General features: G+C 68.0%; 24 protein-coding genes. 17 read left to right on the top strand and 7 right to left on the bottom strand.

Features of this window, described 5'->3' with window-relative positions; genetic code table 11:
- Nucleotides 1-4 precede the first annotated feature (4 nt).
- Complete coding sequence (locus tag AB3X08_RS13735) at nt 5-352, top strand: hypothetical protein (protein ID WP_369933209.1); 348 nt, start codon at nt 5-7, stop codon at nt 350-352.
- A gap of 168 nt (nt 353-520) precedes the next feature.
- Here AB3X08_RS13735 and htpG read toward each other — a convergent pair whose 3' ends face one another.
- On the bottom strand, nt 521-2425 hold the full coding sequence (gene htpG / locus AB3X08_RS13730; protein ID WP_369933208.1) for a molecular chaperone HtpG: 1905 nt from the start codon (nt 2423-2425) through the stop codon (nt 521-523).
- Nucleotides 2426-2638: 213 nt separating this feature from the next.
- Here htpG and rsmD point away from each other — a divergent pair, with 213 nt between their 5' ends.
- The 7 genes from rsmD to AB3X08_RS13695 all read left to right on the top strand — a co-directional run bounded on the left by rsmD (nt 2639) and on the right by AB3X08_RS13695 (nt 9468).
- Nucleotides 2639-3244 (top strand): 16S rRNA (guanine(966)-N(2))-methyltransferase RsmD, encoded by a 606-nt coding sequence (gene rsmD / locus AB3X08_RS13725; RefSeq protein ID WP_369933206.1) that lies wholly within the window; start codon nt 2639-2641, stop codon nt 3242-3244.
- The gene (gene coaD / locus AB3X08_RS13720) at nt 3241-3747 is read left to right on the top strand and encodes a pantetheine-phosphate adenylyltransferase (protein WP_369933205.1); all 507 of its coding nucleotides are present in this window, start codon (nt 3241-3243) and stop codon (nt 3745-3747) included. The genes rsmD and coaD overlap by 4 nt, the downstream gene beginning before the upstream one ends.
- 36 nt (nt 3748-3783) lie before the next feature.
- Nucleotides 3784-4278: a hypothetical protein gene (locus AB3X08_RS13715; protein ID WP_369933203.1), complete on the top strand. Its 495-nt coding sequence runs from the start codon at nt 3784-3786 to the stop codon at nt 4276-4278.
- A gap of 375 nt (nt 4279-4653) precedes the next feature.
- Nucleotides 4654-4938, top strand: a complete 285-nt coding sequence (locus AB3X08_RS13710) for a YfhL family 4Fe-4S dicluster ferredoxin (protein ID WP_179563903.1) — start codon at nt 4654-4656, stop codon at nt 4936-4938.
- Nucleotides 4935-6686 carry a gamma-glutamyltransferase gene (gene ggt, locus AB3X08_RS13705; protein ID WP_369933202.1) on the top strand — a complete coding sequence of 584 codons (1752 nt, stop codon included), beginning with the start codon at nt 4935-4937 and terminating at the stop codon, nt 6684-6686. Before AB3X08_RS13710 ends, ggt begins: the two co-directional genes overlap by 4 nt.
- Before the next feature lie 47 nt (nt 6687-6733).
- Nucleotides 6734-7624, top strand: coding sequence for an MBL fold metallo-hydrolase (locus tag AB3X08_RS13700; RefSeq protein ID WP_369933200.1), 891 nt, complete (start codon nt 6734-6736; stop codon nt 7622-7624).
- A 113-nt stretch (nt 7625-7737) separates the two neighbouring features.
- Entirely contained in the window at nt 7738-9468 is a 1731-nt protein-coding gene (locus AB3X08_RS13695; RefSeq protein WP_369933198.1) for a glycoside hydrolase family 9 protein, read from the top strand.
- Between the two features lie 119 nt (nt 9469-9587).
- Here AB3X08_RS13695 and AB3X08_RS13690 read toward each other — a convergent pair whose 3' ends face one another.
- Nucleotides 9588-10016, bottom strand: coding sequence for a hypothetical protein (locus AB3X08_RS13690; protein WP_369933197.1), 429 nt, complete (start codon nt 10014-10016; stop codon nt 9588-9590).
- 190 nt (nt 10017-10206) lie between these two features.
- Here AB3X08_RS13690 and AB3X08_RS13685 point away from each other — a divergent pair, with 190 nt between their 5' ends.
- Nucleotides 10207-11292, top strand: coding sequence for a hypothetical protein (locus tag AB3X08_RS13685; protein WP_369933196.1), 1086 nt, complete (start codon nt 10207-10209; stop codon nt 11290-11292).
- A 146-nt stretch (nt 11293-11438) separates the two neighbouring features.
- Here AB3X08_RS13685 and AB3X08_RS13680 read toward each other — a convergent pair whose 3' ends face one another.
- From AB3X08_RS13680 to AB3X08_RS13665, 4 genes are all read right to left on the bottom strand, one after another.
- The gene (locus tag AB3X08_RS13680) at nt 11439-11882 is read right to left on the bottom strand and encodes a LuxR C-terminal-related transcriptional regulator (protein ID WP_369933194.1); all 444 of its coding nucleotides are present in this window, start codon (nt 11880-11882) and stop codon (nt 11439-11441) included.
- A gap of 202 nt (nt 11883-12084) precedes the next feature.
- On the bottom strand, nt 12085-12717 hold the full coding sequence (upp, locus tag AB3X08_RS13675; protein ID WP_145700641.1) for a uracil phosphoribosyltransferase: 633 nt from the start codon (nt 12715-12717) through the stop codon (nt 12085-12087).
- Between the two features lie 309 nt (nt 12718-13026).
- Nucleotides 13027-13326, bottom strand: coding sequence for a hypothetical protein (locus AB3X08_RS13670; protein WP_369933193.1), 300 nt, complete (start codon nt 13324-13326; stop codon nt 13027-13029).
- Nucleotides 13327-13339: 13 nt separating this feature from the next.
- Nucleotides 13340-14836: an aminotransferase class III-fold pyridoxal phosphate-dependent enzyme gene (locus AB3X08_RS13665; protein WP_369933191.1), complete on the bottom strand. Its 1497-nt coding sequence runs from the start codon at nt 14834-14836 to the stop codon at nt 13340-13342.
- A 128-nt stretch (nt 14837-14964) separates the two neighbouring features.
- On the opposite strand from AB3X08_RS13665, the gene AB3X08_RS13660 reads away from it, so the two are divergent.
- The 7 genes from AB3X08_RS13660 (at nt 14965) to secF (ending at nt 23814) form a co-directional block, all read left to right on the top strand.
- Entirely contained in the window at nt 14965-15396 is a 432-nt protein-coding gene (locus AB3X08_RS13660) for an Lrp/AsnC family transcriptional regulator (protein ID WP_369933190.1), read from the top strand.
- A gap of 99 nt (nt 15397-15495) precedes the next feature.
- Nucleotides 15496-16557, top strand: coding sequence for a tRNA preQ1(34) S-adenosylmethionine ribosyltransferase-isomerase QueA (gene queA, locus AB3X08_RS13655; protein ID WP_369933189.1), 1062 nt, complete (start codon nt 15496-15498; stop codon nt 16555-16557).
- A gap of 282 nt (nt 16558-16839) precedes the next feature.
- Nucleotides 16840-18663, top strand: coding sequence for a S8 family serine peptidase (locus AB3X08_RS13650; protein ID WP_369933188.1), 1824 nt, complete (start codon nt 16840-16842; stop codon nt 18661-18663).
- 207 nt (nt 18664-18870) lie between these two features.
- Nucleotides 18871-20016, top strand: a complete 1146-nt coding sequence (tgt, locus tag AB3X08_RS13645; RefSeq protein WP_369933187.1) for a tRNA guanosine(34) transglycosylase Tgt — start codon at nt 18871-18873, stop codon at nt 20014-20016.
- Nucleotides 20017-20435: 419 nt separating this feature from the next.
- On the top strand, nt 20436-20777 hold the full coding sequence (gene yajC, locus AB3X08_RS13640) for a preprotein translocase subunit YajC (RefSeq protein WP_184411093.1): 342 nt from the start codon (nt 20436-20438) through the stop codon (nt 20775-20777).
- Nucleotides 20778-20833: 56 nt separating this feature from the next.
- The gene (secD, locus tag AB3X08_RS13635) at nt 20834-22678 is read left to right on the top strand and encodes a protein translocase subunit SecD (RefSeq protein WP_369933186.1); all 1845 of its coding nucleotides are present in this window, start codon (nt 20834-20836) and stop codon (nt 22676-22678) included.
- Between the two features lie 170 nt (nt 22679-22848).
- Nucleotides 22849-23814 carry a protein translocase subunit SecF gene (secF, locus tag AB3X08_RS13630; RefSeq protein ID WP_369933184.1) on the top strand — a complete coding sequence of 322 codons (966 nt, stop codon included), beginning with the start codon at nt 22849-22851 and terminating at the stop codon, nt 23812-23814.
- Between the two features lie 169 nt (nt 23815-23983).
- On the opposite strand, the gene AB3X08_RS13625 is transcribed toward secF, so the two are convergent.
- Nucleotides 23984-24811, bottom strand: coding sequence for an inositol monophosphatase family protein (locus AB3X08_RS13625; RefSeq protein ID WP_369933183.1), 828 nt, complete (start codon nt 24809-24811; stop codon nt 23984-23986).
- Nucleotides 24812-24925: 114 nt separating this feature from the next.
- Between AB3X08_RS13625 and AB3X08_RS13620 the strand changes: the two genes are divergently transcribed.
- Complete coding sequence (locus tag AB3X08_RS13620; protein ID WP_369933182.1) at nt 24926-25687, top strand: RNA methyltransferase; 762 nt, start codon at nt 24926-24928, stop codon at nt 25685-25687.
- Nucleotides 25688-25769: the final 82 nt, after the last annotated feature.

Below are 25769 nucleotides of genomic sequence, written 5' to 3'. Positions count from 1 at the left end.
GTTTATGAAAAATATCTTCTTGTTGGCTTTCGTATCTCTTCAGGTTTTGTGCGCAGCCTCTACGTTTGGGAGCCATGAGGGGCGTGCTTTTGATATAGGTCTGCGTAGAGGCCCTGCCGGAGATTGGCCAAAAAAAAGTTGCGTCGAAGCTTCTGTGGAAAACAAAAAGGCTTCAATCAAAATAAGCTCAAAAAATTATGTTCTTGACAGATTGATAGTTGAAAAATTAACTGAGATATCGAGCGGGGAGGAAGTGCAGAATGGCCCCCGGTTAAACCAGGTATTTGTCAGTTACCCAGGTTTTGGAAGCTTGGTTTTCATAGCTGAAGATCGCTCTGTATGTAAAAAGTAGGCGCCGTGGGCCTTGGATTTGGGGAGGCTCTTTTCAGTTGTTGATTGCACGGCAAGAGGCTGATGATCGTTACCCACGGCCAGTTCGCAGCAGCGAGCGCCTAGTGCCAACTGCAACAAAGCCGGCAGGGCGCCGGCTTCGTTACCCTACACGCGTGGCTGCCAGGGCTTACGCCGACAACTCCAACAACAACTTGTTGAGCCGCCGCACATAAGCAGCCGGATCCTTCAGACTGTCGCCCGCAGCCAGCGCCGCCTGGTCGAACAGCACCCGCGCTAGGTCGCCGAAGCGCTCGCCGTCGGCTTCCGCGTCCAGCTTCTCGATCAGTGGATGCGCCGGATTGAATTCGAATACCGGCTTGCTCTCCGGCAGCTTCTGGCCGCTGGCTTCCAGGATCTGCCGCATCTGCAGGCCCAGGTCGCCCTGGCCGATGGCCAGGATCGCCGGGGAGTCGGTCAGGCGGTGCGATACGCGCACTTCCGAGACGTCCTCGCCCAGCGCCTGCTGGATGCGCTCGACCAGGCCCTGCTTGGCCTTGGCCGCTTCTTCCTTGGCCTGCTTCTCTTCCTCGCTGTCCAGTTTGCCCAGGTCCAGGTCGCCGCGCGCCACGTCGACGAAAGACTTGCCGTCGAACTCGGTGAGGTAGCTCATCAGCCACTCGTCGATGCGGTCGGTGAGCAGCAGCACTTCGACGCCCTTCTTGCGGAACACTTCCAGGTGCGGGCTGTCCTTGATCTGCGCGTAGCTCTCGCCGGTCAGGTAGTACAGCTTGTCCTGGCCTTCCTTCATCCGCACCACGTAGTCGGCCAGCGCCACGCTCTGCTCGGCGTCGCCGCTGTGGGTAGAGGCGAAGCGCAGCAGGCCGGCGATCTTCTCGCGGTTGGCGAAGTCCTCGGCCGGGCCTTCCTTCAGCACCTGGCCGAAATTCTTCCACACGCTCTTGTAGCGCTCGGGTTCGTCCTTGGCCAGCTTCTCCAGCATGTCCAGCGCGCGCTTGGTCAGCGCCGACTTCATCGAGTCGATCACCGGGCCGGACTGCAGGATCTCGCGCGACACATTCAGCGGCAGGTCGCTGGAATCGACGATGCCCTTGACGAAGCGCAGGTACAGCGGCAGGAACTGCTCGGCCTGGTCCATGATGAAGACGCGCTGCACGTACAGCTTGAGCCCGCGCGAAGCGTCGCGCTGGTACAGGTCGAACGGCGCGCGGCCGGGCACGTACAGCAGCGAGGTGTACTCGAGCTTGCCCTCGACCTTGTTGTGGCTCCATGCCACCGGGTTCTCGTGGTCGTGCGCGATGTGCTTGTACAGCTCCTGGTATTCCTCGTCCTTGATCTCGTTGCGCGGCCGCGTCCACAGCGCGCTGGCGCGGTTGACGGTTTCCCACTCCGGCGTTTCCGGCTTGTCCTTGTCCTCGCCGTGGTGTTCCTTCGGCAGCTCGATCGGCAGAGCGATGTGGTCGGAATACTTGCGCACGATGCCGCGCAGCTTCCAGCCGTCGGCGAAGCCTTCTTCGCCTTCCTTCAGCTGCAGCACGATGCGGGTGCCGCGCTCGGGCTTGTCGATGGTGGCGACCTCGAACTCGCCTTCGCCGCGCGAGGACCAGTGCACGCCCTCGCTGGCCGGCAGTCCGGCGCGGCGGCTGTACACGTCGACCTGGTCGGCAACGATGAAGGCGCTGTAGAAGCCCACGCCGAACTGGCCGATCAGGTGCGAATCCTTCTTCTGGTCGCCGGACAGGTGCTTGAGGAAATCGGAGGTGCCGGACTTGGCGATGGTGCCCAGGTGCGAGACGATCTCCTCGCGGCTCATGCCGATGCCGTTGTCGTCGATGGTGACGGTGCCGGCGTCCTTGTCGAAGCCGATGCGGATGCGCAGCTGCGCATCGCCATCCAGCAGTTCCGGCTTGACCAGCGCCTCGAAGCGCAGCTTGTCGGCCGCGTCGGAGGCATTGGAGATCAGTTCACGCAGGAAGATCTCTTTATTGGAATACAGCGAATGGATCATCAGCTGCAGCAGCTGTTTGACCTCGGTCTGAAAGCCCAGGGTTTCTTTTTGGGTTTCCACGCTCATCGGTGCTTGCTCCATGGATGATGGCTGGCCGCGCGGAGGAGGGCGCGACTCTGCCAGCGGAGATGGTGGCGGCCAGGCCCGGCTTCAAGCGCCCGGCCGCGCCAGCGGGCGCCCTGGCGCTGGTCTATCATCCTGGCCCCGTTCCATGCCGCCGCCGTCGATGTCGATCCCGTGCCCGTTGCCTCCCGTTCCCCGGCCGTCGCGAGGCCGCCGATGAGCCGCGCCGGCGCGGGCCAGGTACGCATCATCGGCGGGCGCTGGCGTAACACGCGGCTGCCGGTGCCGGACCTGCCGGGGCTGCGCCCGACCTCCGACCGGGTCCGCGAAACCCTGTTCAACTGGCTGCTGCCGGCGCTGCCCGGTGCGCGCGTGCTGGACCTGTTCGCCGGCAGCGGCGCGCTCGGGCTGGAGGCGGTGTCGCGCGGTGCGGCCTCGGCCTGCCTGGTCGAGCGCGATCCGGCGCTGGCCGCCGGCCTGCGCGCCAGCGTCGCCAAGCTGCAGGCGCAGGCGCAGATCCAGGTGGTGCAGGACGACGCGCTGCGCTGGCTGCAGGCGCCGGGCAGCGAGGCCCCGGCCGACATCGCCTTCGTCGACCCGCCGTTCGCCGACGGGTTGTGGGAGGCGGTGCTGCAGCGGCTGCCGGCGCGGCTGGCGGCCGACGCCTGGCTGTACCTGGAGTCGCCGGCGGGACAGGTGCCGGCCGTGCCGGCGCAGTGGGCGCTGTACCGCGAGGGCGGCAGCCGCGAGGTCCGCGCTGCCCTGTACCGGCGCGCCGCTGCTACACTTCCCGGCGACTTTCACGCGGTATCCAACGCATGACCGTGGCCCATAGCCGCATCGCCGTCTACCCCGGGACCTTCGATCCGATCACCAACGGTCACATCGACCTGGTCAACCGGGCCGCGCCGCTGTTCGAGCAGGTGGTGGTGGGCGTGGCGCAGAGTCCGTCCAAGGGGCCGACGCTGCCGCTGGAATTGCGCGTGAACCTGGCCCGCGAGGCGCTGACGGGGCACCGCAATGTCGAGGTGATCGGCTTCGACACGCTGCTGGCGCATTTCGTGCGTTCGGTCGGCGGCGGGGTGCTGCTGCGCGGCCTGCGCGCGGTGTCGGATTTCGAATACGAGTTCCAGATGGCGAGCATGAACCGGCATCTGATCCCGGAAGTGGAGACGCTGTTCCTCACCCCGGCCGAGCAACACAGTTTCATTTCGTCGTCGCTGGTGCGCGAGATCGCGCGGCTGGGCGGGGACGTGTCCGGCTTCGTGCCGCCGTCGGTGGTGCAGGCGCTGGTCCAGGCCCGCCAAGCCGCGGCGCAGCGCTGAGCCGTCCGCCATTCACAGACAACAAGGGAGCCATCCATGAAGAACACCGTACGCGTGCTGCTGATCGCCTCGCTGGCACTGGGCTTCACCGCCTGCAAGAAGGAAGAGGCCGCCGCACCGGTCGCCGATGCGAAGCCGGCGCTGACCGTGCCGTCCAAGGACGACGATGCCGGCTGGAAGAAGTACCTGCAGGAAGTGGCGCTGCAGAACATGGGCACCATCACCAACAGCCCGTTCCTGTACTACCTGCCGCCGGAGTCGGACGCCGATTTCCAGGCCAAGTACGATCGCCAGGTCGAAAGCGCCACCACCGCCATCGGCCGCGGCATCCAGCCGGGCAACATGCTGGCGTTCGGCTCCTCGGCCTCGGCCAAGATGGCCGACCTGATCACCGCCGCCTTCGCCAAGGTCGAGCCGAACACGATGAAGGGCGTGCGCGTGGTCTACATCGGCAACGCCGCCGACAACGCGCGCGTGCAGACCGTGATCCAGCCGACCGGCGCCGAGTACATCTTCGTCGAAGCGAAGTAAGCGCCTTCGCGCCGGCGTGCCTGCTTGGGCGCGCCGGCTTGGCGCAGGCGGGTCCAAGCAGGCCAGCCGACGCAGTGGCCAGCGTCGGCTGGCCTGCGGCCGTGACGGCCCGGTCTTCACTGCAGCGTTTCCGTTTCGCCAGCGGCATCCATCGCCCGATCTGGTTCCTGCGCGCCTCGGCCAGGCAGGGCGACAACGGCGTTCCCGGGACGCCACAAGCAATTGCCACGTGCATCGGCGCCTCCGGCCCGCCCGCTGGCGCCTTCAGCCAGCCGTCGCCTGCGCGACGCAGCGTTCCCGCCGGACGTGACCGCGATGCCGGGGCCGCCACGCCCGATCCGGTAAGATGGCGCGGTTAGTGCCGAATCCAGCGAAATGTCCCTCAAGATCAACGAGCTCTGCGTCAACTGCGACGTCTGCGAGCCGGCCTGCCCGAACCAGGCCATCGCGATGGGCGAGACGATCTATGTGATCGATCCGGCCCGCTGTACCGAATGCGTCGGCCATTTCGACGAGCCACAGTGCGTGGTGGTGTGTCCGGTCGAGTGCATCGATCCGGATCCGGCGATCCCGGAGAGCCACGACCAGTTGCTGGCCAAGCTGCTGCAACTGCAGCGCGATCATCCCGAGTTCTACCGACAGGAGCCCCCCGCCGCATGAGCACTCTCGTCCGCCGTGTCCTGCTGCTCGCCCTGGTCCTGACGCCGTCGGCGTGGGCCGAGGCGCCGGTCGCTACCGCTAGCGCTGCCGCGCATCCGCCCGGCGCCGCCGTCGCCAGCGGGCACCGCCTGGCCACCGACGCCGGCCTGCAGATCCTGCGCGAGGGCGGCAATGCGTTCGACGCGGCGGTGGCGGTGTCCTCGACGCTGGCGGTGGTCGAACCGATCAGCTCCGGCCTGGGCGGCGGCGGCTTCTTCCTGCTGCACGACGCCAGGACCGGCAAGGACGTGATGCTGGACGCGCGCGAGGTCGCGCCGGAAGCGGCGAGCGCCGACAAGTTCCTGGACGCCAAGGGCGCGCTGGACCGCGACCGTTCGGTCAACGGCCCATGGTCGGCCGGCGTCCCCGGCCTGCCGGCGGCGCTGGTGGAACTGGCGACCAAGCACGGCAAGCTGCCGCTGCAGCAATCGCTGGCACCGGCGATCCGCATCGCCCGCGACGGCTTCCCGGTGTACCGCCGCATGGCCGAGGGCTACCAGTCGCGGCGCGAAGTGATGGAGCGCTATCCCGGGACCCGCGAGGTGTATCTGCGCAACGGCAAGCCGATCGCCGAAGGCGACCTGTTCAAGCAACCGGAACTGGCCAACACCCTGCAATTGCTGGGCGCCAAGGGCTTCGACGGGTTCTACCGCGGCGTCACCGCCAAGAAGCTGCTGGCCGGAGTCAAGCAGGCCGGCGGTCACTGGACCGCCGAGGAACTGGCCGGCTACACGGTCAAGCAGCGCACGCCGATCCAGTTCGACTACAAGGGCTGGACCATCACCACCGCGCCGCCGCCGTCCTCCGGCGGCATCGCCCTGGCCAGCATGCTGCAGATCCTGGAAGGCTACGACCTGAAGGCGATGGATCCGGCGCACCGCACCCACCTGGTGGTGGAAGCCATGCGCCGTGCCTACCGCGACCGTACCTTCTTTCTCGGCGACCCGGACTTCACCGCGGTGCCGCAGCGCATCCTGCTGAGCAAGGACTACGCTGTGGGTCTGCGTTCGACGATCAATCCGGAAAAGGCCACGCCCAGCGACCTGCTGTCTGGCCAGCCGACCCCGCTGGAAGACGACGAGACCACCCATTTTTCGATCATCGACGGCGAAGGCAACCGCGTCGGCGCGACCCAGACCGTGAACCTGCTGTTCGGTTCCGGGTTGATCCCCAAGGGCACCGGTGTGCTGCTCAACGACGAGATGGACGACTTCGCGCTCAAGCCCGGCACGCCCAACGCGTTCGGGGTGATGGGCTACGCCGCCAACGCGCCCAAGCCGGGCAAGCGTCCGCTCAGTTCGATGACGCCGACCTTCATGGAGAACGCCGACAAGACGATCGTGCTCGGTACGCCGGGCGGCAGCCGCATCATCACCATGGTCCTGCTGGGCATCCTCGGCTACGACGACGGCCTCAGCGCGCAGCAGGTCGCCGCGCTGCCGCGCTACCACCACCAGTGGCTGCCTGACGTGATCGAGGCCGAGACCGGCACCTTCGACGCGGCCACCGTGCAGGCGCTGCAGGCGATGGGCCACACGCTCAAGCTGCCCGGCGACAGCGCCGAGGGCGGCCGTGGGTCCAGCCACGTATGGGGCAACCTGCAGACGGTGGAGTGGGACAAGCGCAACAACGTGCTCAGCGGCGGCAGCGACCCGCGCAACGAGGTCGGCAGCGCCGAGGTCCTGCAACCGGCAGCGCCGGCACGCTGAGCCGCGCGCCGCCTGCTTTTGCGAATCCCCAATCCCGAATCCCGGCAATGAAACTCTGGTCCATCCAAGGCAACTCGCAGAAGCTCGACGGCGGCGCGATGTTCGGCAACGCGCCCAAGGCGATGTGGCAGCAGTGGGCCGCGCCCGACGACGCCAACCGCATCGCGCTGGCCTGCCGCGCGCTGCTGGCGCGCCCGCTGGCCGGCAAGACGGTGCTGTTCGAGACCGGTGTCGGCGCGTTCTTCGCGCCGGCGCTGCGCGCGCGCTACGGCATCCAGGAAGAGCGCCATGTGCTGCTGGATTCGTTGCATGCAGCGGGCGTCGCGCATACCGATATCGACGTGGTGGTGCTGAGCCATCTGCACTTCGACCATGCCGGCGGGCTGTTGGCGCCATGGCGCGAGGGCGCCGCGCCGGAACTGCTGTTCCCGAACGCGCACTTCCTGGTCGGCGCGGCGCACTGGCAACGCGCGTTGCGGCCGCATCCGCGCGACCGTGCCAGCTTCATTCCCGAATTGCCCGGCCTGCTGGAGGCCAGCGGCCGCCTGGAACTGGTCGACGGCGACTATTCGCGCGCCCTGGGCGAGGCGGTGCGCTTCCGTTTCAGCGACGGGCACACCCCGGGGCTGATGCTGGCCGAGATCGTCGGCGCGCAGCAGGTCGACGGACAGGCGCATGGCGGCGTCGCGTTCTGCGCCGACCTGATCCCGGGACGCTCGTGGGTGCATGTGCCGATCACGATGGGCTACGACCGCAATGCGGAACTGCTCATCGACGAAAAGCGCGCGTTCCTGGAAGACGCGCTGGCGCGCAACGTGCATCTGTTCTTTACCCACGACCCGGACTGCGCACTGGCGCAACTGGCGCGCGACGACAAGGGCCGTTTCGTCACCGCGCACGAGCTGCCGTCGCTGCAGGCGCGTTCGCTGGCGGGGTAGGGCGCCGCCCGGATCGCGCCGTCGCGCCGCCGCCGCGGCGGCATTCCGGCTGCCGGCTGAAAGCCCGCCGCGCGGCGCTTGCAGCCGTCATCACGGCCGGCCAGTATCGGCGCATGAACCTGCCTATCGCCTTGCGTTGCCTGCTTCTCGCCTGCCTGGTCGTCGCCGGCTGCGCCTCGCGTTCCGAGGACGCCGCCATGTCGCCGATCCGGCTCAACCAGGTCGGCTATCTGCCGGCCGCCAGCAAGCTCGCGGTGGTGCTTGATGGACACGGCGACGGCTTCGCGGTCGAACGCGCCGATTCGGGCAAGGTGGTGCTGCGCGGCACGCTGGGCCCGGCGGCGACATGGGCGCCGGCGCAGCAGACGGTGCGCATCGCCGACTTCTCTGTGCTGCGCGAACCGGGCCGCTATCGCCTGCGCGTGGACGGGCTGGCGCCATCGGACAGCTTCGCCATCGCCGCCGACGCCTACGACGCGGTGACGCGCGCGGCACTGAAGGCCTATTACTTCAACCGCGCCAGCACCGCATTGCCCGGCGAGTACGCCGGCCGCCACGCGCGCGCCGAAGGGCACCCCGACACCCATGTGCTGGTCCACGCCTCGGCGGCGTCGCCGGGGCGTCCGGCCGGCACCGTGATCGCCGCGCCGAAGGGCTGGTACGACGCCGGCGACTACAACAAGTACGTGGTCAATTCCGGCATCACCGTGTACACGCTGCTGGCCGCCTACGAGCAGTTCCCGGCCTACTTCGCCGCGCAGAAGGAGGGCATTCCCGACAGCGGCGGCGGCGTGCCCGACATCCTGCGCGAGGTCGACTGGAACCTGCAGTGGTTGCTGGCGATGCAGGACCCGGGCGACGGCGGTGTCTACCACAAGCTGACCAACCTGGACTTCGGCGGCATGCAGATGCCCGACCAGGCGCGCGCGCCGCGCTATGTGGTGCAGAAGAGCACCGCGGCCACGCTCGACTTCGCTGCGGTGATGGCCCAGGCCAGCCGCATCTACGCACCGTTCGACGACCGCTTCGACGGCGTGTCCAGGCGCATGCTGCAGGCCTCGCGTCGCGCCTGGGCCTGGGCGCAGGCGCATCCGGACGCGGTCTACCGGCAGCCGGCGGACGTGCACACCGGCGGCTACGACGACGACAAGCTCGACGACGAGTTCGCCTGGGCCGCCACCGAGCTGTATCTGGCCACCGGCGAGGACGCGTTCTACGACGCGGCGCTGGCGCGCAATGTGCCGGCGAGCGTACCGAGCTGGGGTTCGGTGGGCGGGCTGGCGTGGATGTCGCTGGCGCAGCACCGCACGCGGCTGACCGCGCATGCGGACCAGGCGCGCATCGCGCACGAGATCGACAGCGTGGCCACGCACTTGCTGCAAACCTGGCAGGGCTCGGCGTGGAAAGTGGCGATGGCCCCGGGCGATTTCCACTGGGGCAGCAACAGCACCGCGCTGAACCAGGCGATGCTGCTGCTGCAGGCCTATCAGCTGCAACGCAAGCCCGAGTACCTGCAGGCCGCGCAGTCGCAGCTGGACTACGTGCTCGGGCGCAATCCGCTGGGCATGTCGTTCGTGACCGGGATCGGCGTGCGTTCGCCGCTGCACATCCACCATCGCATCTCCATCGCCGACGGGGTCGCCTTGCCGGTGCCTGGCCTGCTGGTCGGCGGTCCGCAGCCGGGCCAGCAGGACGCCGCGCAGTGCAAGCACGGCTACGCCTCGTCGCTGCCGGCGCTGTCCTACCTGGACCAGGAATGCAGCTATGCCAGCAACGAAGTGGCGATCAACTGGAACGCGCCGCTGGTGTACGTGAGCGCGGCGCTGCAGAACCTGCAACGCTGAGCGCCGGCATCGCCCGCGGATGCCGCGCGCTCATCGTCGGTGCCCGATCGCGACGCGGCACCCGCAGGCGATCTGGATCGCCCAGTCGCCGCATGCGTCGGCTCCCGGTCGCGTGTCGCTCAGTACTCGGTGAGGATCGGTCGGCCCAGGTTGTCCACGCCGACGCCCGGGGTCAGATCGGCCAGCGCGTAGACCTCGTTCGGCTGCAATTGCTGCAGCAGCAGTTGGTAGGCATCCGGCAGCGAATTCTCCCAGTACGCCACCTGCCCGAACACGATGCACGGCGCGCCCGGCTGCTGGTCCTTGCCGGTGAGCCGCATCACCTCCGCGACGCTTTCGGCCGAGAACGGTGTGCCGTCGGCGCCCAGCAGCGACAGGTGCACGCCGATCAGGATGCCGTTGTTGTTGACCGCCACCCCGATGCACGAGGTGAAGGGAGTGAACTGCAGCAGCGTGCCGGTGGTAGGGCCGGCTTCCAGCGAGACCGAGGCGAACTGGCGCTCGGCGATCTGTTGCGGGCTGCTCGCCTGCTCGAACTGATAGGGCATGTCGCGCTCCTGTGCAATGGCGGCCATTCGCCGTCCCGGCAAGCATGGCTGCAGCGGGGTGCGCGATAAATTCTTCCGAATGCGTAGCGCGCCAGCAACGGCCAGCGCTACGCAATCGGTGCAATTCAAAGCGCTTGTCGCCGATGCCAGCGTGGCCGCGATGCAATTCGCATCGAGCAGGGACATCGCCATGACACAGTGGAACTCGCAGTTCACGCAGATGGTACGCAACAGCCATCCCGGCTACTGGGGCAACTGGGGACTCAGCCCGGACATCGCGCCCGGCGCGGTCGGCATCGTCGATCCGCACAACGGCAGCTTCCGCCGCATCGCCGCGGCGTTGCCGGGCCTGGACGATGCGCAGTTGCGTCGGCAGCCGCTCAGCATCGACTGGAGCATGATGACCAGCGACGTGCGGCAGACGCGCGCAGCCGCGCAGCTGGACGGTTCGGTCACCGATCCGGAGACCGGGCTCAAGATCACCGCCGGCACCAAGATCACCTGGAGCTTCGGCCGGCAAGGCTCGATGGTGTCGCAGTGCGCACTGGAGGAAACGGTCGGGCTCAACGATCCGACCGCGCTGCTGACCCGGCACATGGACTGGCTGCTGGCGCGCGCGCAGGAGGCAGGCATGCAGCAGGGCAACGGCATCGCCCAGGGCTTCGGCGTGATCACCGATGTGCTGTACGCGCGCAGCGGGGTCAACGTGGCATCGCAGTCGGCCGACAACAGTTTCTCCATCACCGGCAATGCCGGCGCGGTGGAGAAGATGCTCGGCCAGGCGCGTGGCCGCGGCTCGTTCGTTTCCACCAGCGCGCAGCGCAGCGTGGATCTGCACCTGTGGCCGAGCGAGGCCGGCCGGCTGGCCGACACGCAGGCGCCGCTGGCCTTCGCCTTCGCCTCGTTCGGCGGGCGCTTGCCGATGCCCAACTGGATCACCCATCTGGGGGCCTTCACCCTGATCCTGCGCAACAACCATGGCGGCACCTACATCGTCGATGCGCACCTGCAATTCGACACGCCGCGCGGCGCGCAGCAGCGACGGGTGACGGTGAGCGGCGGGCTGACCTCGACCATCGGCGACATCCCGCTGGACGCGAGCAACCTGCGCCTGGAACTGGGGTTCCGCGGCATCCGCTCCACCGACCGCCGCCACTTCCATTGGCAGCGGCCGCTCGGCCAATGGCTCAATGGCGTGCGCACCATCGACCTGTTCGGCGTCTGGCCCGGACAGACGCGCGCCGTGGATGTGGAAGGCAGGGTCGAAGCGCGTTGATCCGCGACGGGCGCGCCGATTTCGGCGCGTCCGTTTTCCGCCTGTGCCTGTTGCGGTGTCGGTTTCGAGCTGCGGCGTCCGCGTGCTTGTGCGGGTCGTGGTCCCGGCGCGGCCGCATGTGCGATGCGCCGAAGCCTCAGGCATGCTCAAGGTCGATCGCGACCTGACGCGAGCGACGGCGACGCCTGTCCGCCGCTGCCGTCGGCCAGCCGCATCAGCGTCGCCATGTCGTGCACGTAGAGCGTGCGCATCGCGTTCTGGCGATGTTTTTCCACCGTGCGATGGCTGATCCGCAGTCGCCGTGCGATCTGCTTGCTGGTCTGGCCGCGGCAAAGTTCGCGCACGATCTCGCATTCGCGCGGCCGCAGCGTCTCCCACGGGCCGCTGCCGCTATCGGCCGCTGGTGCCGGGCGAGTACGCAGCGCATAGGCGACCAGTTGCGCGGTGTTGTGGAAGCCGAGCTTGCTGCAGATATTGGCGCGGTGCTTGCGCACGGTCGATTCGCCGATCGCCAGCACGCGCGCGATCTGCCGGCAGCGCAGGCGCCGGCCGATCAGGTTCAGGACCTGGGTTTCCCTGCAGGTAAGCATCGCGCGGCTCCATCCCGTGGCGCCCCGCGATGGGGCGCTAAAGGGATGAACGCGCGCGCTGCCGGATTGTGAGCGTCGCGGCTGGCGCCGCGATTGCGTGGCGCGTGGTCTGCTCCAACCGCCTATCGGCACTGCGCACTGTAGCGCACGTCGATTGCCTGCTGGCCGCGATGCGCTCTATCGCAGGCGCGACGGCATCCCATCAACCCACGCGGGTGCCGAAGATACGGTCGCCGGCGTCGCCCAGGCCCGGCAGGATGTAGCCCTTGTCGTTGAGGTGGTCGTCGATCGCGGCGGTGTAGACCTCCACGTCCGGATGCGCCGCTTCCAGCGCGCGCAGTCCTTCCGGCGCGGCGACCAGGAAGATGCCCTTGATCCGCCGCGCGCCGGCGCGCTTGAGCATGTCCACGGTAGCGATCAGGGTGCCGCCGGTGGCCAGCATCGGGTCCAGGATCAGCGCATCGCGTTCTTCCAGGCGGCCGGTGAGGCGCTCGAAGTAGGGCACCGGCTGCAAGGTCTCCTCGTCGCGCTGCAGGCCGACCACGCTGACCCGCGCCGCCGGGATCAGCGCCAGCACGCCGGGCAGCATGCCCAGTCCCGCGCGCAGGATCGGCACCAGGGTGATCTTGGCGCCGGCGATGCGCTGCACCTGGGTGGGGCCGGCCCAGCCGTCCATCGTGTGCGTCTCCGTCTCCAGGTCGGCGGTGGCCTCGTAGCCGAGCAGGGTGCCCAGCTCGGTGACCAGTTCGCGGAAGCCCTTGGTGCTCAGCGCGGCGTCGCGCAACAGGCCGATCTTGTGCTGCACCAGCGGATGGCGGACTTCGACGATCTTCATGGACGTGCTCGCAAGGGGGATGCGCACAGTGTGCCGCAGCCGGCGCGGCAGCCGCCAGGTATCCCGGGGTTACGTGGCGTGCAGGGGAACCGCCGGATGGAGCGGCATCGAACCTGCCAGGACGTCATGCCGATCGTGCGCAACCGCGTGTCCACCGGTGCGGGCCATCGCGTCGTCGCTCCACAGGTGGCCCGGAGACAGGGCCACGGCGAAATCCGGCCGGCAGCTGCGCGTGTCCGTCGCGTCGCGATCTGCCACTGCGCGGCGTTCTGGCGGACCTGGCCGATGCTGCGCCGCGCGTCCGCGCCCTCAGCGCGCCATGCGGTAGAGCGCGAACGCGGCCAGCGCCAGCAGCGCCCAGCACGCCAGGCCCAGAAGCATCACCGCGTCGTCGCTGGCGACCAAGTTGCCGCCGGCGTTGCGATAGAGCAGCGGCTGGCCTCGAAGGCGCTTGCCAGGCCGGCGCGGTGGCCGGTCGCGGCGCGCCTCGGCGCGGATCCAGCCGAGCGACAGCACCGGGAGCAGCATGCGGCCGCTCCAGTAGCCGAACAGTTGCAGGAGCAGTTCGAACAACGGCCGGGCGATCGCCTCGGCCAGGTCCTGCAGCATGCGCCAGCCGGCCTCAGGCGGCTGCGGCCTGCGCCAGGCGCGGACCCTCGCGCAGCGCGCGGCCGATCAGCCCGACCAGCAGGTCCAGCTCCTCGCTGTCCATCGCGAAATGCGGGGTGAAGCGCAGCGAGTTCTCGCCGCCGTGGATCACGTTGACCCCGTGCTGGCGCAGCCATTCCTCGGTGGAGCCGGCGCCGTAGCACTTGAATTGCGGGGCCAGCGCGCAGGAGAACAGCAGGCCGGTGCCCTGCACCTGGGTGATCAGCCCGCCGAGCTCGCTCTTGAGCTTCTCCAGTTTCTGCACCGCCTCCGCACCGCGCGCGCGGATGTTGGTGCGCACCTGCGGGGTCAGCTGCGCCAGCGTGGCGCTGGCCACGTCCAGCGCGCGCGGGTTGCTGGTCATAGTGTTGCCGTAGGTGCCCTTGCGGTACAGCTGTGCGGCATGCTCGGTCACCGCCAGTACCGACAGCGGGTACTGCGCGGCGTTGAGCGCCTTGGAATAGGTTTCCATGTCCGGCGGGTCGAGCTGCTCGAAGCCGGGGTAGTCGACCACCGACAGCACGCCGTGCGCACGCAGTCCGGCCTGGATCGAATCGACCAGCAGCAGGCTGCCGTGGGCGCGGGCCAGCTCGCGCGCGGCGGCATAGAACGCCGGCGGCAGCGCGCGGCCCGGATCGCCTTCGCCCATCACCGGCTCCAGGAACACCGCCTCGACGAACCAGCCGTGCTGCTCGGCGTCGGCGAAGGCGCGGCGCAGCGCGTCCACGTCGTAGGGAGCGATCGCGATCACCGAGTCCTCGCCGCGATAGCTGGCCAGGTGCTGCACGTAGGCCTTGCGGCTGGAATCGGAATACAGCCCCGGGCGGTCGGTGCGGCCATGGAAACTGCCCTTGACCACGATGCGCTTGATCTTCGCGCCGGCATGGCGCGCGCCCGGGTCGGTCTGCAGCTTGGCGTTGATGTCGGCGATGCGCGCGGCCAGGCCCACCGCTTCGGAGCCGGAATTGAGGCACATGAACTTGCTGTACGGACAGCTGCCACGCTGCTGGCCGATCTCGGCGCGCAGCGCGCGCTCGAAACGCAGCTGCGACAGGCTCGGGGTCATCACGTTGGCCATCGCCTGCGGCCGCGCCATCGCCTCCAGCACCGCGTCCGGGGTATGGCCGAAGCCGAGCATGCCGTAGCCGCCGGCGTCGTACAGCACCGCGCCCTTCAGCGTGACCACCCAGGGCCCGCGCGCGGCCACGGCCACGTACGGGGTCACCGCATCGTCGGCGTAGAAGTTGACGAAGCCGGCCTGCAGCGCGCGGATCTGCTCGATCTCGTCCAGCTCCAGCAGTTCGGCGAACTCTGCCACTAGGCGCGGATGATCCGCCGCGGCGGCGTCGATCGCGGCGCCCAGCTGCGGGTGCGAGGCGGCCAGGCGTTCGATGCTGGCATCGTCCAGACCGGCGGTCAGGCGTTCGCCGGCATGGGCGCGCAGCGGGGCGAGGGGGCCGAGTACGGACATGCGGGATCTCCTGGAGGCGGGGTCGTTCAGCGATAGACCTTCTATTATCGGGACCGGATCGTCGGTTGGCAGAGTTGATTTGTGCAGGAAATCGGATAATTTCGTCGATTCGACGAAATTCGGCGCCCATGAAGATCACATCCTCCGACGAACGCCTGCTCTCCCTGCTGCGCGAGGACGCCCGCGCCTCCACCGCGCAGATCGCGCGCCGGCTGGGCCTGTCGCGCACCACCGTGCAGAGCCGGATCGAGCGGCTGGAGCGCGAGGGTGTGATCTGCGGCTATACGGTGCGCACCCGCGACGACTTCGAGCAGGGCCACATCCGCGCGCACATCCTGATCACCGTGCTGCCGAAGAAGATGACCTCGGTGGTCAAGGCGCTGCGCGAGATCGACGAGGTCCGCGTGCTGCATTCGGTCAGCGGCTCCTACGACCTGATCGCACTGGGCGTGGTGCCCGGGGTCAACGACATGGACGTGCTGACCGACCGCATCGGCGCGGTCGATGGGGTGGAGCGGACCACGTCGTCGATCATCCTGTCGACCAAGTTCGAGCGGTGAACTGCCGGGATTGGGGATTGGGCATTGGGGATTCGCAAAGGCGCGGTGCCGCTGCGCTTGACCCAATCCCGAATCCCCAATCCCGGCCCTCCAGCTACAATGACCGACCACCCGTACAGTGACGCGCCGGCCTTGAAGAAGTCCGATTTCCGCTACGAATTGCCCGAGGAACTGATCGCGCAGGCGCCGCTGGCCGAGCGTTCCGCCAGTCGCCTGCTGCTGGTGCCGCCGGCGCCGGCGCCGTTCGAAGACCGCCAGATCCGCGACCTGCCGCAGCTGCTGCAGCCCGGCGATCTGCTGGTGTTCAACGATACCCGGGTGATTCCGGCGCGGCTGTTCGGCAACAAGAGCAGCGGCGGCCGCGTCGAGGTCCTGATCGAGCGCCTGCTCGGCGGCCAGCGTGCGCGTGCGCAGCTGGGCGTGAGCAAGTCGCCCAAGCCCGGCGCGCGCATCGCCCTGGACGCCGGCGGCGAGGCCGAGGTGCTGGAGCGCGACGGCGAATTCTATGTGCTGCAGTTTCATGTGCCCGACGCGCTGGAGACGTGGCTGCAACAGGCAGGGCGCCTGCCGCTGCCGCCGTATATCCGCCGCGAGCCCGGCCTGGACGACCGCGAGCGCTACCAGACCGTGTTCGCGCGCGAGGCCGGCGCGGTCGCCGCGCCCACCGCCGGCCTGCATTTCGATGCGCCGTTGCTGGAGGCGCTGCAGGCGCGCGGCGTGAGCGTCGGCCATGTCACCTTGCACGTGGGCGCAGGCACCTTCCAGCCGGTGCGGGTGGAGGCGCTCGCGCAGCATGTGATGCACCGCGAATGGCTCAACGTCGGCGCCAGCCTGGTCGAGCAGGTGCGGCGCACGCGCGCCGCCGGCGGCCGCGTGATCGCGGTCGGGACCACGGTGGTGCGCGCGCTGGAGAGCGCGTCGAAGGACGGCGAACTGCATCCCTTCGCCGGCGAAACGCAGATCTTCATCCTGCCGGGCTACCGCATCCGCAGCGTCGATGCGATGGTCACCAACTTCCACCTGCCGGAAAGCACGCTGCTGATGATGGTCTCGGCCTTCGCCGGCCGCGAGCGCATCTTCGACGCGTATCGGCATGCGATCGAGCAGCGCTACCGCTTCTTCAGCTACGGCGATGCGATGTTGCTGTGGAGCGGGGAGTAGGGATTCGGGATTGGGCATTGGTAACGGCGACGCGACCTGGCGTTCGCTTTCTGCATGCCGATCGGCGCATGCGCGTGACGTCGCGCAGCAGCGCATCACCGCAAGCCGCTGATCCGGCAACGTCGATCGCGCGGGATTGTGATGGATGACATGCAGCGTCTTCTTGCGTAGACGGTGCCGCGCGATGCTGGGGGATGGACGCGCGCATCTCGTCCTGGTGAATGGAGCTTGCGCTCCGGTGTCCCGATGAGCGGGACATGTCATTCACTCAAAGGACGATTCATGAAGAAGCAATCCACCAACCTGTTGCTCACCGCGTTGCTGATGAGTCTGGCGGCAGCCTCGGCGGCGGCGCAGACACAGACCCTGGGCGGCGGCAAGTTCCCGGCCAAGCGCATGCTGGTTGAAGCAGGCACGCCGCGCAGCGACACGCAGGGGCGCCGGCTGTATGCGATCAACCTCAATCCGTTCGTGCTGCAGGAAACCGAACGGTTGTACGCCAACACCAGCCCCGCGGAGTTCCGCAGCATCGACCCGGCGATCCGTCCGCAGCAGAACAGCAAGGGCATGGTGCATTTCGCCGACCAGATCGCGCGGATGCCAGGGGTGAAGATCGAGCGGGTGCTGTCGACGGTCTCCAGCACCGTCTATGCGTGGATGCCGGAACGCGTGGCCGCGCAACTGGCACGGATCGATTACGTCGTCTCGGTGCGTGGGGTGGCGGCGTCCGCGGCGACCTTCTCGGCCGCGGGCGATGTGTTCAACGGCGCCGAGACCGCGTCCTGGGCTCTGCCGTACACCAACACCAACGACGCCATCACCACGTCCAACCCGTTCTATCTGCTGGACGCGGTACTGGACAACCCGCCGCATCCGGAACTCAACGTCGTGTACCGGCAGGATTCGCCGTCGGCCATCCCCAATCCGCTGCACAGCACTGCCGTGGCCGGTTTGGTCGGCGCCAGGCAGAACGGGCAGCTGGTGCGCGGGATCAATCCTGGCCAGCCAATCAAGGCGTTCGGTCTGAACGACTTGAACGAGGACACGGTGGCCAATGCGCTAGACGCGGCTGCGCGCTACGCCGATGGGATCGGCAAGTTCGCCGTACTGAACATGTCGTTCAACACCTATCCCGGGTCGGCCAACTGGTTCGCATCGAGCCAGAAATGGGGCCGCAGGATCCGCGCCGCCAGCAATCGTTTCTTCATCACCCAGTCTGCCGGCAACGCCTATACCGATGGGCGCTCGCCGTTCGAGCCCGACGCCTGCAAACTGGCTTACAACAACGCAGGCGCAGCCCGCGACATGGACGGCATCGTCGTGGTCGGCGGCCTGCAGCGCGACGGCTCGCGTTTCGGCGGCGCCGAGAACAGCGCGCAATGGGGCGGATTCGCCAGCGGCTCCTCCGTCGGCCCCTGCATCGAGGCCTGGGCGCCGGCGCACGAGATCACCAACCTGCTCTACAGCGGCGGCACCGAGGCGGTGTCCGGCACCTCCTTCGCCGCGCCGATCGTGGCGGCGATCGCGTCGCGCTATGGGGACAGCCAGACCCGTCCGCTCGAGCGCGAGGCCTACATCAAGGCCGGCCTGGCCGCCACCGGCTACAGCGAAGCCGGATTGCCGTTGCGGACGGTGCGGTACGTGGCGCCCGCCCAGTTCAACATTCCCAAGCGATTGCCGGTGGTGGCGGCGACGTCGCCGACCAATTCGGCCAATCTGGCCTCGCTGTACGACGGCAAGTTCTTCAGCGATGTCGACTACTGGAATGCGCAGGCCAACTGGGGCAGCGTGACCCTGGACCTGGGCCAGGTACGCACGGTGACCGGGGTGCGGATCACCTTGCGTACCGCGGCCAGCGAACTGGCGGGGGAGGCGCAACCGATCGACTTCGCGGTCTCGTCCGGCGTTCCTGGCGCGGTGTTCGGCGGCAGCACCGGCGGCGGACAGGTCAGCTACGGCGCGCCGATTTACTACACCGAGGCCGATCAATCCGATGTGGCCCCGGTCTACATCGGGCTGAGCGGCGGCGCGCGCTACCTGAAGATCGAGGCCAACAACCCGTACTCCTGGCTGGCCTATTCGGAAATCGAGATCTACGGTTACTGAGGCAAAACGGTGCCGTCCCCGCAACGGGGCGGCACCTCGGCTGCCGGCGCGGCGATTCCCGAAGCACGCATCGGTGCTGCAGCCGTGGCCGTTGCGCGACGGCAAAACAGCGGTGTGAACACGGGCTGGTGTGGCCGCGCGGCGGCGGGCCGAGCCTCAGTGCTCCGGCAATGCGACAATAGCCGGCTAGCCGACTTCCGCCCGACCATGTCCCGATTGCAATTCCAGCTCGATACCACCGACGGCGCCGCGCGCCGCGGCCGCCTGACGTTCCCGCGCGGCACGGTGGAAACCCCGGCGTTCATGCCGGTCGGCACCTACGGTTCGGTCAAGGGCGTGCTGCCCGAGCAGATCAAGGCGCTGGGCGCGCAGATCATCCTTGGCAATACCTTCCACCTGTACCTGCGGCCGGGCCTGGACGTGATCGGCGACCACGGCGGGCTGCACGGCTTCGCCCGCTGGGACGGGCCGATCCTCACCGATTCGGGCGGTTTCCAGGTGTTCTCGCTGGCGCACCGGCGCAAGATCAGCGAGCAGGGGGTGACCTTCGCCTCGCCGACCGACGGGGCCAAGGTGTTCCTGGGCCCGGAGGAGAGCATGCGCATCCAGAAGGTGCTCGATTCGGACATCGTGATGATCTTCGACGAGTGCACCCCGTACCCGGCCACCGAGGACGTCGCGCGCCGCTCGATGGAGCTGAGCCTGCGCTGGGCGCAGCGTTCGCGCGATGCGCACGATGGCCTGGGCAACGACGCGGCGCTGTTCGGCATCGTCCAGGGCGGCGTGCATGCGGACCTGCGCACGCGCTCGATCGAGGGCCTGCAGGCGATCGGCTTCGACGGCTACGCGATCGGCGGGCTGGCGGTGGGCGAGCCGGAGCACGAGCGCAACGCGATGCTCGAACACCTGCATCCGCGGTTGCCGGCAGAGCGCCCGCGCTATCTGATGGGGGTAGGGCGGCCGGAGGACCTGGTCGAGGGCGTGGCCCGTGGCGTGGACATGTTCGATTGCGTGATGCCGACCCGCAACGCGCGCAACGGCCACTATTTCACCTCGTTCGGCACCGTACGCATCCGCAACGCCCGCTACGAGCGCGACCTGGACCCGATCGAGCCGGGCTGCGGCTGCCACGCCTGCAGCGGCGGCTATACCCGCTCCTACCTGCGCCATCTGGATCGTTGCAACGAGATGCTGGCGCCGATGCTGGGCACCCTGCACAACCTCTGGTACTACCAGAAACTGATGGCGGACATGCGCGCGGCGATCGCCGCGGGAACCTTTGCCCAGTTCCGCAGGTCCTTCTATGCGGCGCGCGGGGCAGAAGCGGCGCCACTCCCGTCGGAGCACGGATAAAGCCCCTCTCCCCCCGGGAGAGGGGTTGGGGTGAGGGTGCGGCGCGAAGCGTCTCGCGGCGTTTGGTGCACGAGGCTTCGCCCGTACCCTCATCCGCCCCTCGGGGCACCTTCCCCCGAAAAGGGGGCCATGGTCCCGACGGGAGAAGGAACGGCCGTAGCCCCTCTCCCATTGGGAGAGGGGTTGGGGTGAGGGTACGGCGCGAAGCGTCTCGCGGCGTCGGGGTGCACGAGGCCTTGCCCGTACCCTCATCCGCCGCGGCGCCGCACCTTCTCTCAGTGGGAGAAGGGGGCGCTGCGGCCGTTCCGGGGGATGAGAGGAGATCGTGGCATAATCGGCGGCTGCTTGCCGCCTTCGGCGACAAACCAGCAGTCCGTGCCCGCAACGGCGACGGACCGCCCAAACCATAGGACACACCGATGAACCCGCTCGATTTCCTGATTCCCGTGGCCCAGGCGCAGACCGCCGGCGCCGCTCCCGCCGGTGGCGGCATGCAGATGTTCCTGCTGCCGATCATCCTGATCGCGGTGATGTATTTCGTGATGATCCGCCCGCAGATGAAGCGGCAGAAGGAACACAAGTCGATGCTGGACAAGCTCGGTCGCGGCGACGAGGTCATCACCTCCGGCGGCGTGGCCGGCGTGGTCACCGACATCGGCGACCACTTCATCACCGTGGAAGTCGCCGACAACGTGCGCATCCGCGTGCAGAAGGGCGCCATCGGCAACGTGCTGCCCAAGGGCACGCTGAAGTCCGCCTGATCCATTTCTCTTACTGCTAGGCGCGGCGCCGGCGTGGCGTCGCGCGGGGTCCTGCAATGCTCGAGTTTCCGCGCTGGAAGTATTTCCTCATCCTGATCGTGCTGGCGTTCAGTGCGTTGTACGCGCTGCCCAACGTCTACCAGAAGGACCCTTCGGTACAGATCACCGCCAGCCGCGGCGGCCAGCTCGACGAAGCCCTGCGCGAGCGGGTCGTCGCCGAGCTGAAGACGGCCGGGATCACTCCCAAGTCGGTGGCCAAGGAGGGCGACAGCCTGATGGTGCGCCTGCCGAGCCTGCAGGCGCAGACCCGCGCCAACGACATCCTGCGCCAGCAGGTGGGCGAGAACTACACCGTGGCGCTGAACCTGGCCTCGACCGTGCCGCACTGGCTGTCGTCGATCGGCGGCAAGCCGATGGTGCTGGGTCTGGACCTGGTCGGCGGCGTGCACTTCGCGCTGCAGGTGGACCAGAAGGCGGCGCTTGACAAGCGCCTGGACGCCTTCGCCGAGGACATCCGCACCACGCTGCGCGACAGCCGCATCCCTTACCGCTCGGTCGAGCGCCGCGCCGACAACAGCATCCAGGTCGGCCTGGGCGAGGGCGCCGACGTCAACGCCGCGCGCGCCGCGCTGAGCAAGGCGCAGCCGACGCTGAGCTATACCGTGTCCGGGCAGACCATCGCGGTCAGCGTGCCCGACGCCGAGCTCAAGCAGATCGCCGCCGGCGCGATCGAGCAGAACCTAACCACGCTGCGCAATCGCGTCAACCAGCTGGGCGTGGCCGAGCCGATCATCCAGCGCCAGGGCGAGGACCGCATCGTGGTCGAGCTGCCGGGCGTGCAGGACACCGCCGAAGCCAAGCGCATGATCGGCGCCACCGCCACGCTGGAGTTCCGCGGCGTGGTCGAGGGCAATGCCGAGGACGCGGTGCGCACCGGCAACATCCCGCCGGAAGCCAAGGTGTATCGCCTGCGCGACAGCGGCGCCCCGGTGCTGCTGAACAAGCGCGTGCTGGTGTCCGGCGACCAGATGGTCAACGCCACCGTCAGCAACGACCAGAACGGCCTGCCGGCGGTGTCGGTGACCCTCAACAACGTCGCCGGCCAGCGCATGTTCGACTACACCAGCGCCAACACCGGCAAGCTGATGTCGGTGGTCTACATCGAGCGCATTCCGACCGTGAGCATGGTCGACGGCAAGGAAGTGCGCAGCGTGCGGGTCAAGGAAGAGGCCCTGGCGCCGACCCGCATCGCCGGCGTGTTCGGCAAGAACTTCCAGACCACCGGCCTGGAGAAGGTCGAAGCCGAGAACCTGGCCAAGCTGCTGCGCGCCGGTTCGCTGGCCGCGCCGATGGACTTCGTGGAAGAATACGTGATCGGCCCGAGCCTGGGCGCGGAGAACGTCGAGCGCGGCGTCACCGCGGTGGTCTACGCGTTCCTGTTCACCCTGGTGTTCTTCGGCGTGTACTACCGCATGTTCGGCGCGATCACCTCGGTGGCGCTGCTGATGAACCTGCTGATCGTGGTCTCGGTGATGTCGCTGTTCGGCGCCACCATGACCTTGCCCGGCTTCGCCGGCCTGGCCCTGTCGGTCGGCCTGTCGGTGGACGCCAACGTGCTGATCAACGAGCGTATCCGCGAGGAGCTGCGGCTGGGCGTGCCGCCGAAATCGGCGATCGTCGCCGGCTACGACAAGGCGGGCGGCACCATCCTCGACGCCAACCTCACCGGCATCATCGTCGGCGTGGCGCTGTACGCGTTCGGCACCGGTCCGCTGAAGGGCTTCGCGTTGACCATGATCATCGGCATCTTCGCCTCGATGTTCACCGCGATCACCGTGTCGCGCGCGCTGGCCACGCTGATCTACAGCCGTCGCAAGAAGCTCAAGTCGCTGGCGATCTGAGCCGCGGGCGGCTCCTTCGCAAGACCCTGCGCGGCGCTGCGCAGGGGCCGAACACGGCGAGTCCTTCGCAAGAGCCCGCAGCCATGTGCGGGGTGTCAAAAATGCGAGTCCTTCGCAAGAGTCCGCACACATCCATGTGCGGGGTCCAAATTAATGAAGAGCAGGTCTCCATGAAAATCTTCCCGCTTCATCTGATCCCGAACGACACCAAGATCGACTTCATGCGTTGGCGGCGTCCGACCCTGGTGCTGATGCTGGTGCTGGCGGTGGCCTCGCTCGGGGTGATCTTCGCCAAGGGCTTCAACTACGCGCTGGAATTCACCGGCGGCGCGCTGGTGCAGACCAGCTTCCAGAAGCCGGTGGACATCGACCATGTGCGCGAGCAGTTGGGCGCTGCCGGGTTCGAGAACGCGCAGGTGCAGAACGTCGGCAGCGGCAACGAGGTCGTGATCCGCCTGCAGCCGCAGGGCGAGCACAACAACGAAGACGTGACCAAGAACCTCGCCGAGCAGGTGCGCAAGGCGGTGAACACGGCGGAGAACCCGGCGACGGTGAAGCCGGGCGAATTCGTCGGCCCGCAGGTCGGCAAGGACCTGGCGCTGAACGGCGTCTACGCGACCCTGTTCATGCTGGTCGGCTTCCTGATCTACATCGGCTTCCGCTTCGAGTGGAAGTTCGCGGTGGTGGCCAGCCTGACCGCGCTGTTCGACCTGCTGGTGACGGTGGCCTACATCTCGCTCACCGGCCGCGAGTTCGACCTGACCGTGCTGGCCGGCCTGCTGTCGGTGATGGGCTTTGCGATCAACGATATCATCGTGGTGTTCGACCGCGTGCGCGAGAATTTCCGCAGCCTGCGCGTGGAGCCGATCGAGGTGCTGAACCGCTCGATCAACCAGACCCTGTCGCGTACCGTGATCACTGCGGTGATGTTCTTCCTGTCGGCGCTGGCGCTGTACCTGTACGGCGGCAACTCGATGGAAGGCCTGGCGCTGACCCACATGATCGGCGCGGTGATCGTGGTGGTGTCCTCGGTGATCGTGGCGGTGCCGCTGCTGTCGATCGGCCCGTTCCAGGTCAGCAAGCAGGACCTGCTGCCCAAGACCAAGGACGTCGAGGCATTGGCGCGTAGGCCCTGAGGGGCTGGGATTGGGGATTTGGGATTGGGGATTCGCAAAGGCGGATTCCCGGTTCTGCAACGAAAAAGCCGCGCAAATGCGCGGCTTTTTCGTTTTGGGAAGAGAAGAGGTAAGCGATGGGGCGCCGCTCTTACGAATCCCCAATCCCAAATCCCCAATCCCGGCCCCATCAGAACTTGGCGTCGAACTCCGCCGCATACCCGGTGTTGACGATCAGCTTCTGCAGCGCGTCGCTGACCTTGATGTTGCCGGCTACGATCTGGAACTGCGGGACGCCGCGGTCGTCGATGCGGCCCGGGGTGGCGCCCTTGAAGTCGGTGATGCGGCCGCCGGCCTCGCGCACCAGCAGCACGCCGGCGGCGATGTCCCAGGCCTTCACCCCGGCCTCGAAGTAGGCGTCGGTGCGGCCGCAGGCCACATAGGCCAGGTCTAGCGCGGCCGAGCCGGTGCGGCGGATGTCCTCGGCCTGCACCATCAGTGCGTCCACGCACTTGAGCTGGGCGCCGGTGCGCTTGCGCTCGCGCGGGGCGAAGCCGGTGTTGACCATCGCCCCGTTCAGCTCCTTGCGCTCGCTGACGCGGATGCGGCGGTCGTTGAGCACCGCGCCGTTGCCGCGGCTGGCGGTGAACAGCTCGTTGCGCAGCGGATCGAAGATCACCGCGTCGATCGGCTCGCCGTTTTCGACCAGGGCGATCGAGACGCAGTAATGCGGGAAGCCGCGCAGGTAGTTGCTGGTGCCGTCGAGCGGGTCGATCACCCACATGTAGCGGCCGCCGCCCTGCACGCCGCCTTCCTCGCCCATCACCCCGTAATCGGGATAGGCGCGGCGCAGTTCCTTGACGATCACCTTCTCCGCGTCGGCATCGACTTCGCTGGCGTAGTCCATGCGGTCCTTCTGCACCACGTTCAGCGCTTCCAGCCGGTTGATATGGCGCAACAGCACATTGCCGGCGAGGCGGGCGGCCTTGACCATGACGGTGACGGCGGGTTTTTGCATGGCAACGGCTCCCGAGAGGGCGAGAAGGATCTGGCGGAGGAAAAGAACAGTCCGGCGCGAAGGCCGGCCGCACAGTTTACCATCTACGCCCCGTTCGCTCCGCATCTTCCTGCCATGACCGCTTCTGCCCGCATCCGCTTCGTTCTGGTCGGTACCCAGCACCCCGGCAATATCGGGGCGGCGGCGCGGGCGATGAAGACCATGGGCCAGGCGCGGCTGGTGCTGGTGGCGCCGGAGCGTGCGCTCGACGAGGACGGCTACCGGCGCTCGGCCGGGGCCGAGGACGTGCTGCAGCAGGCGCCGGTGCTGGCCACGCTGGCCGAGGCGGTGGCCGACTGCCAGCTGGTGTTCGGCTGTACCGCGCGCAGCCGGCGTGTGTCGCTGGAAGAGCTGCTGCCGGCGGAGGGCGCGCAGCGCCTGGTGACCGCGGCCGCCGGGCAGGCCGAGGTGGCACTGGTGTTCGGCCGCGAGCGTACCGGCCTGACCAACGAGGAACTGCAGCTGTGCCACGCGGCGGTGCACATTCCCTCCGATCCGGCGTTCAGTTCGCTCAACCTGGCCGCGGCGGTGCAGGTCCTGGCCTACGAGCTGCGCCTGGCGCAGCTGCGCGGCGAGGGCACGGCGCAGGCCGCGCCGGAACCCGGATTCCGCGAAGCGCCGGCCAGCCATGCGCAGTTGGAAGGCTTGTTCGGGCAGTTGGCCGACACCCTGGACGACGTCGACTTCCACAAGGGCCGCGCGCCGGATTCGGCGATGCGCAAGCTGCGCCGCCTGTTCCTGCGCAACGCGCTGACCGAGCAGGAAGTGCGCCTGCTGCGCGGCATTTTGTCCGATGCGCAGCGCATGGCACGGCTGGCGGGTCAGGCACGCAGTTAGCTTCGTGAGCCGGGCAGGGGCCCTCGGCAACGCAAGGATCGCGGCCATTGGCGACGCGCGCTTCTCGCAGCGCACAGCACGT

The organism is Xanthomonas sp. DAR 34887 (assembly GCF_041245805.1).
In the GTDB taxonomy this organism is placed as follows: Bacteria; Pseudomonadota; Gammaproteobacteria; order Xanthomonadales; family Xanthomonadaceae; genus Xanthomonas_A; species Xanthomonas_A tesorieronis.
Note: the sequence above shows the minus strand (reverse complement) of the source record. Positions and strands in the feature narration are given on the sequence as shown.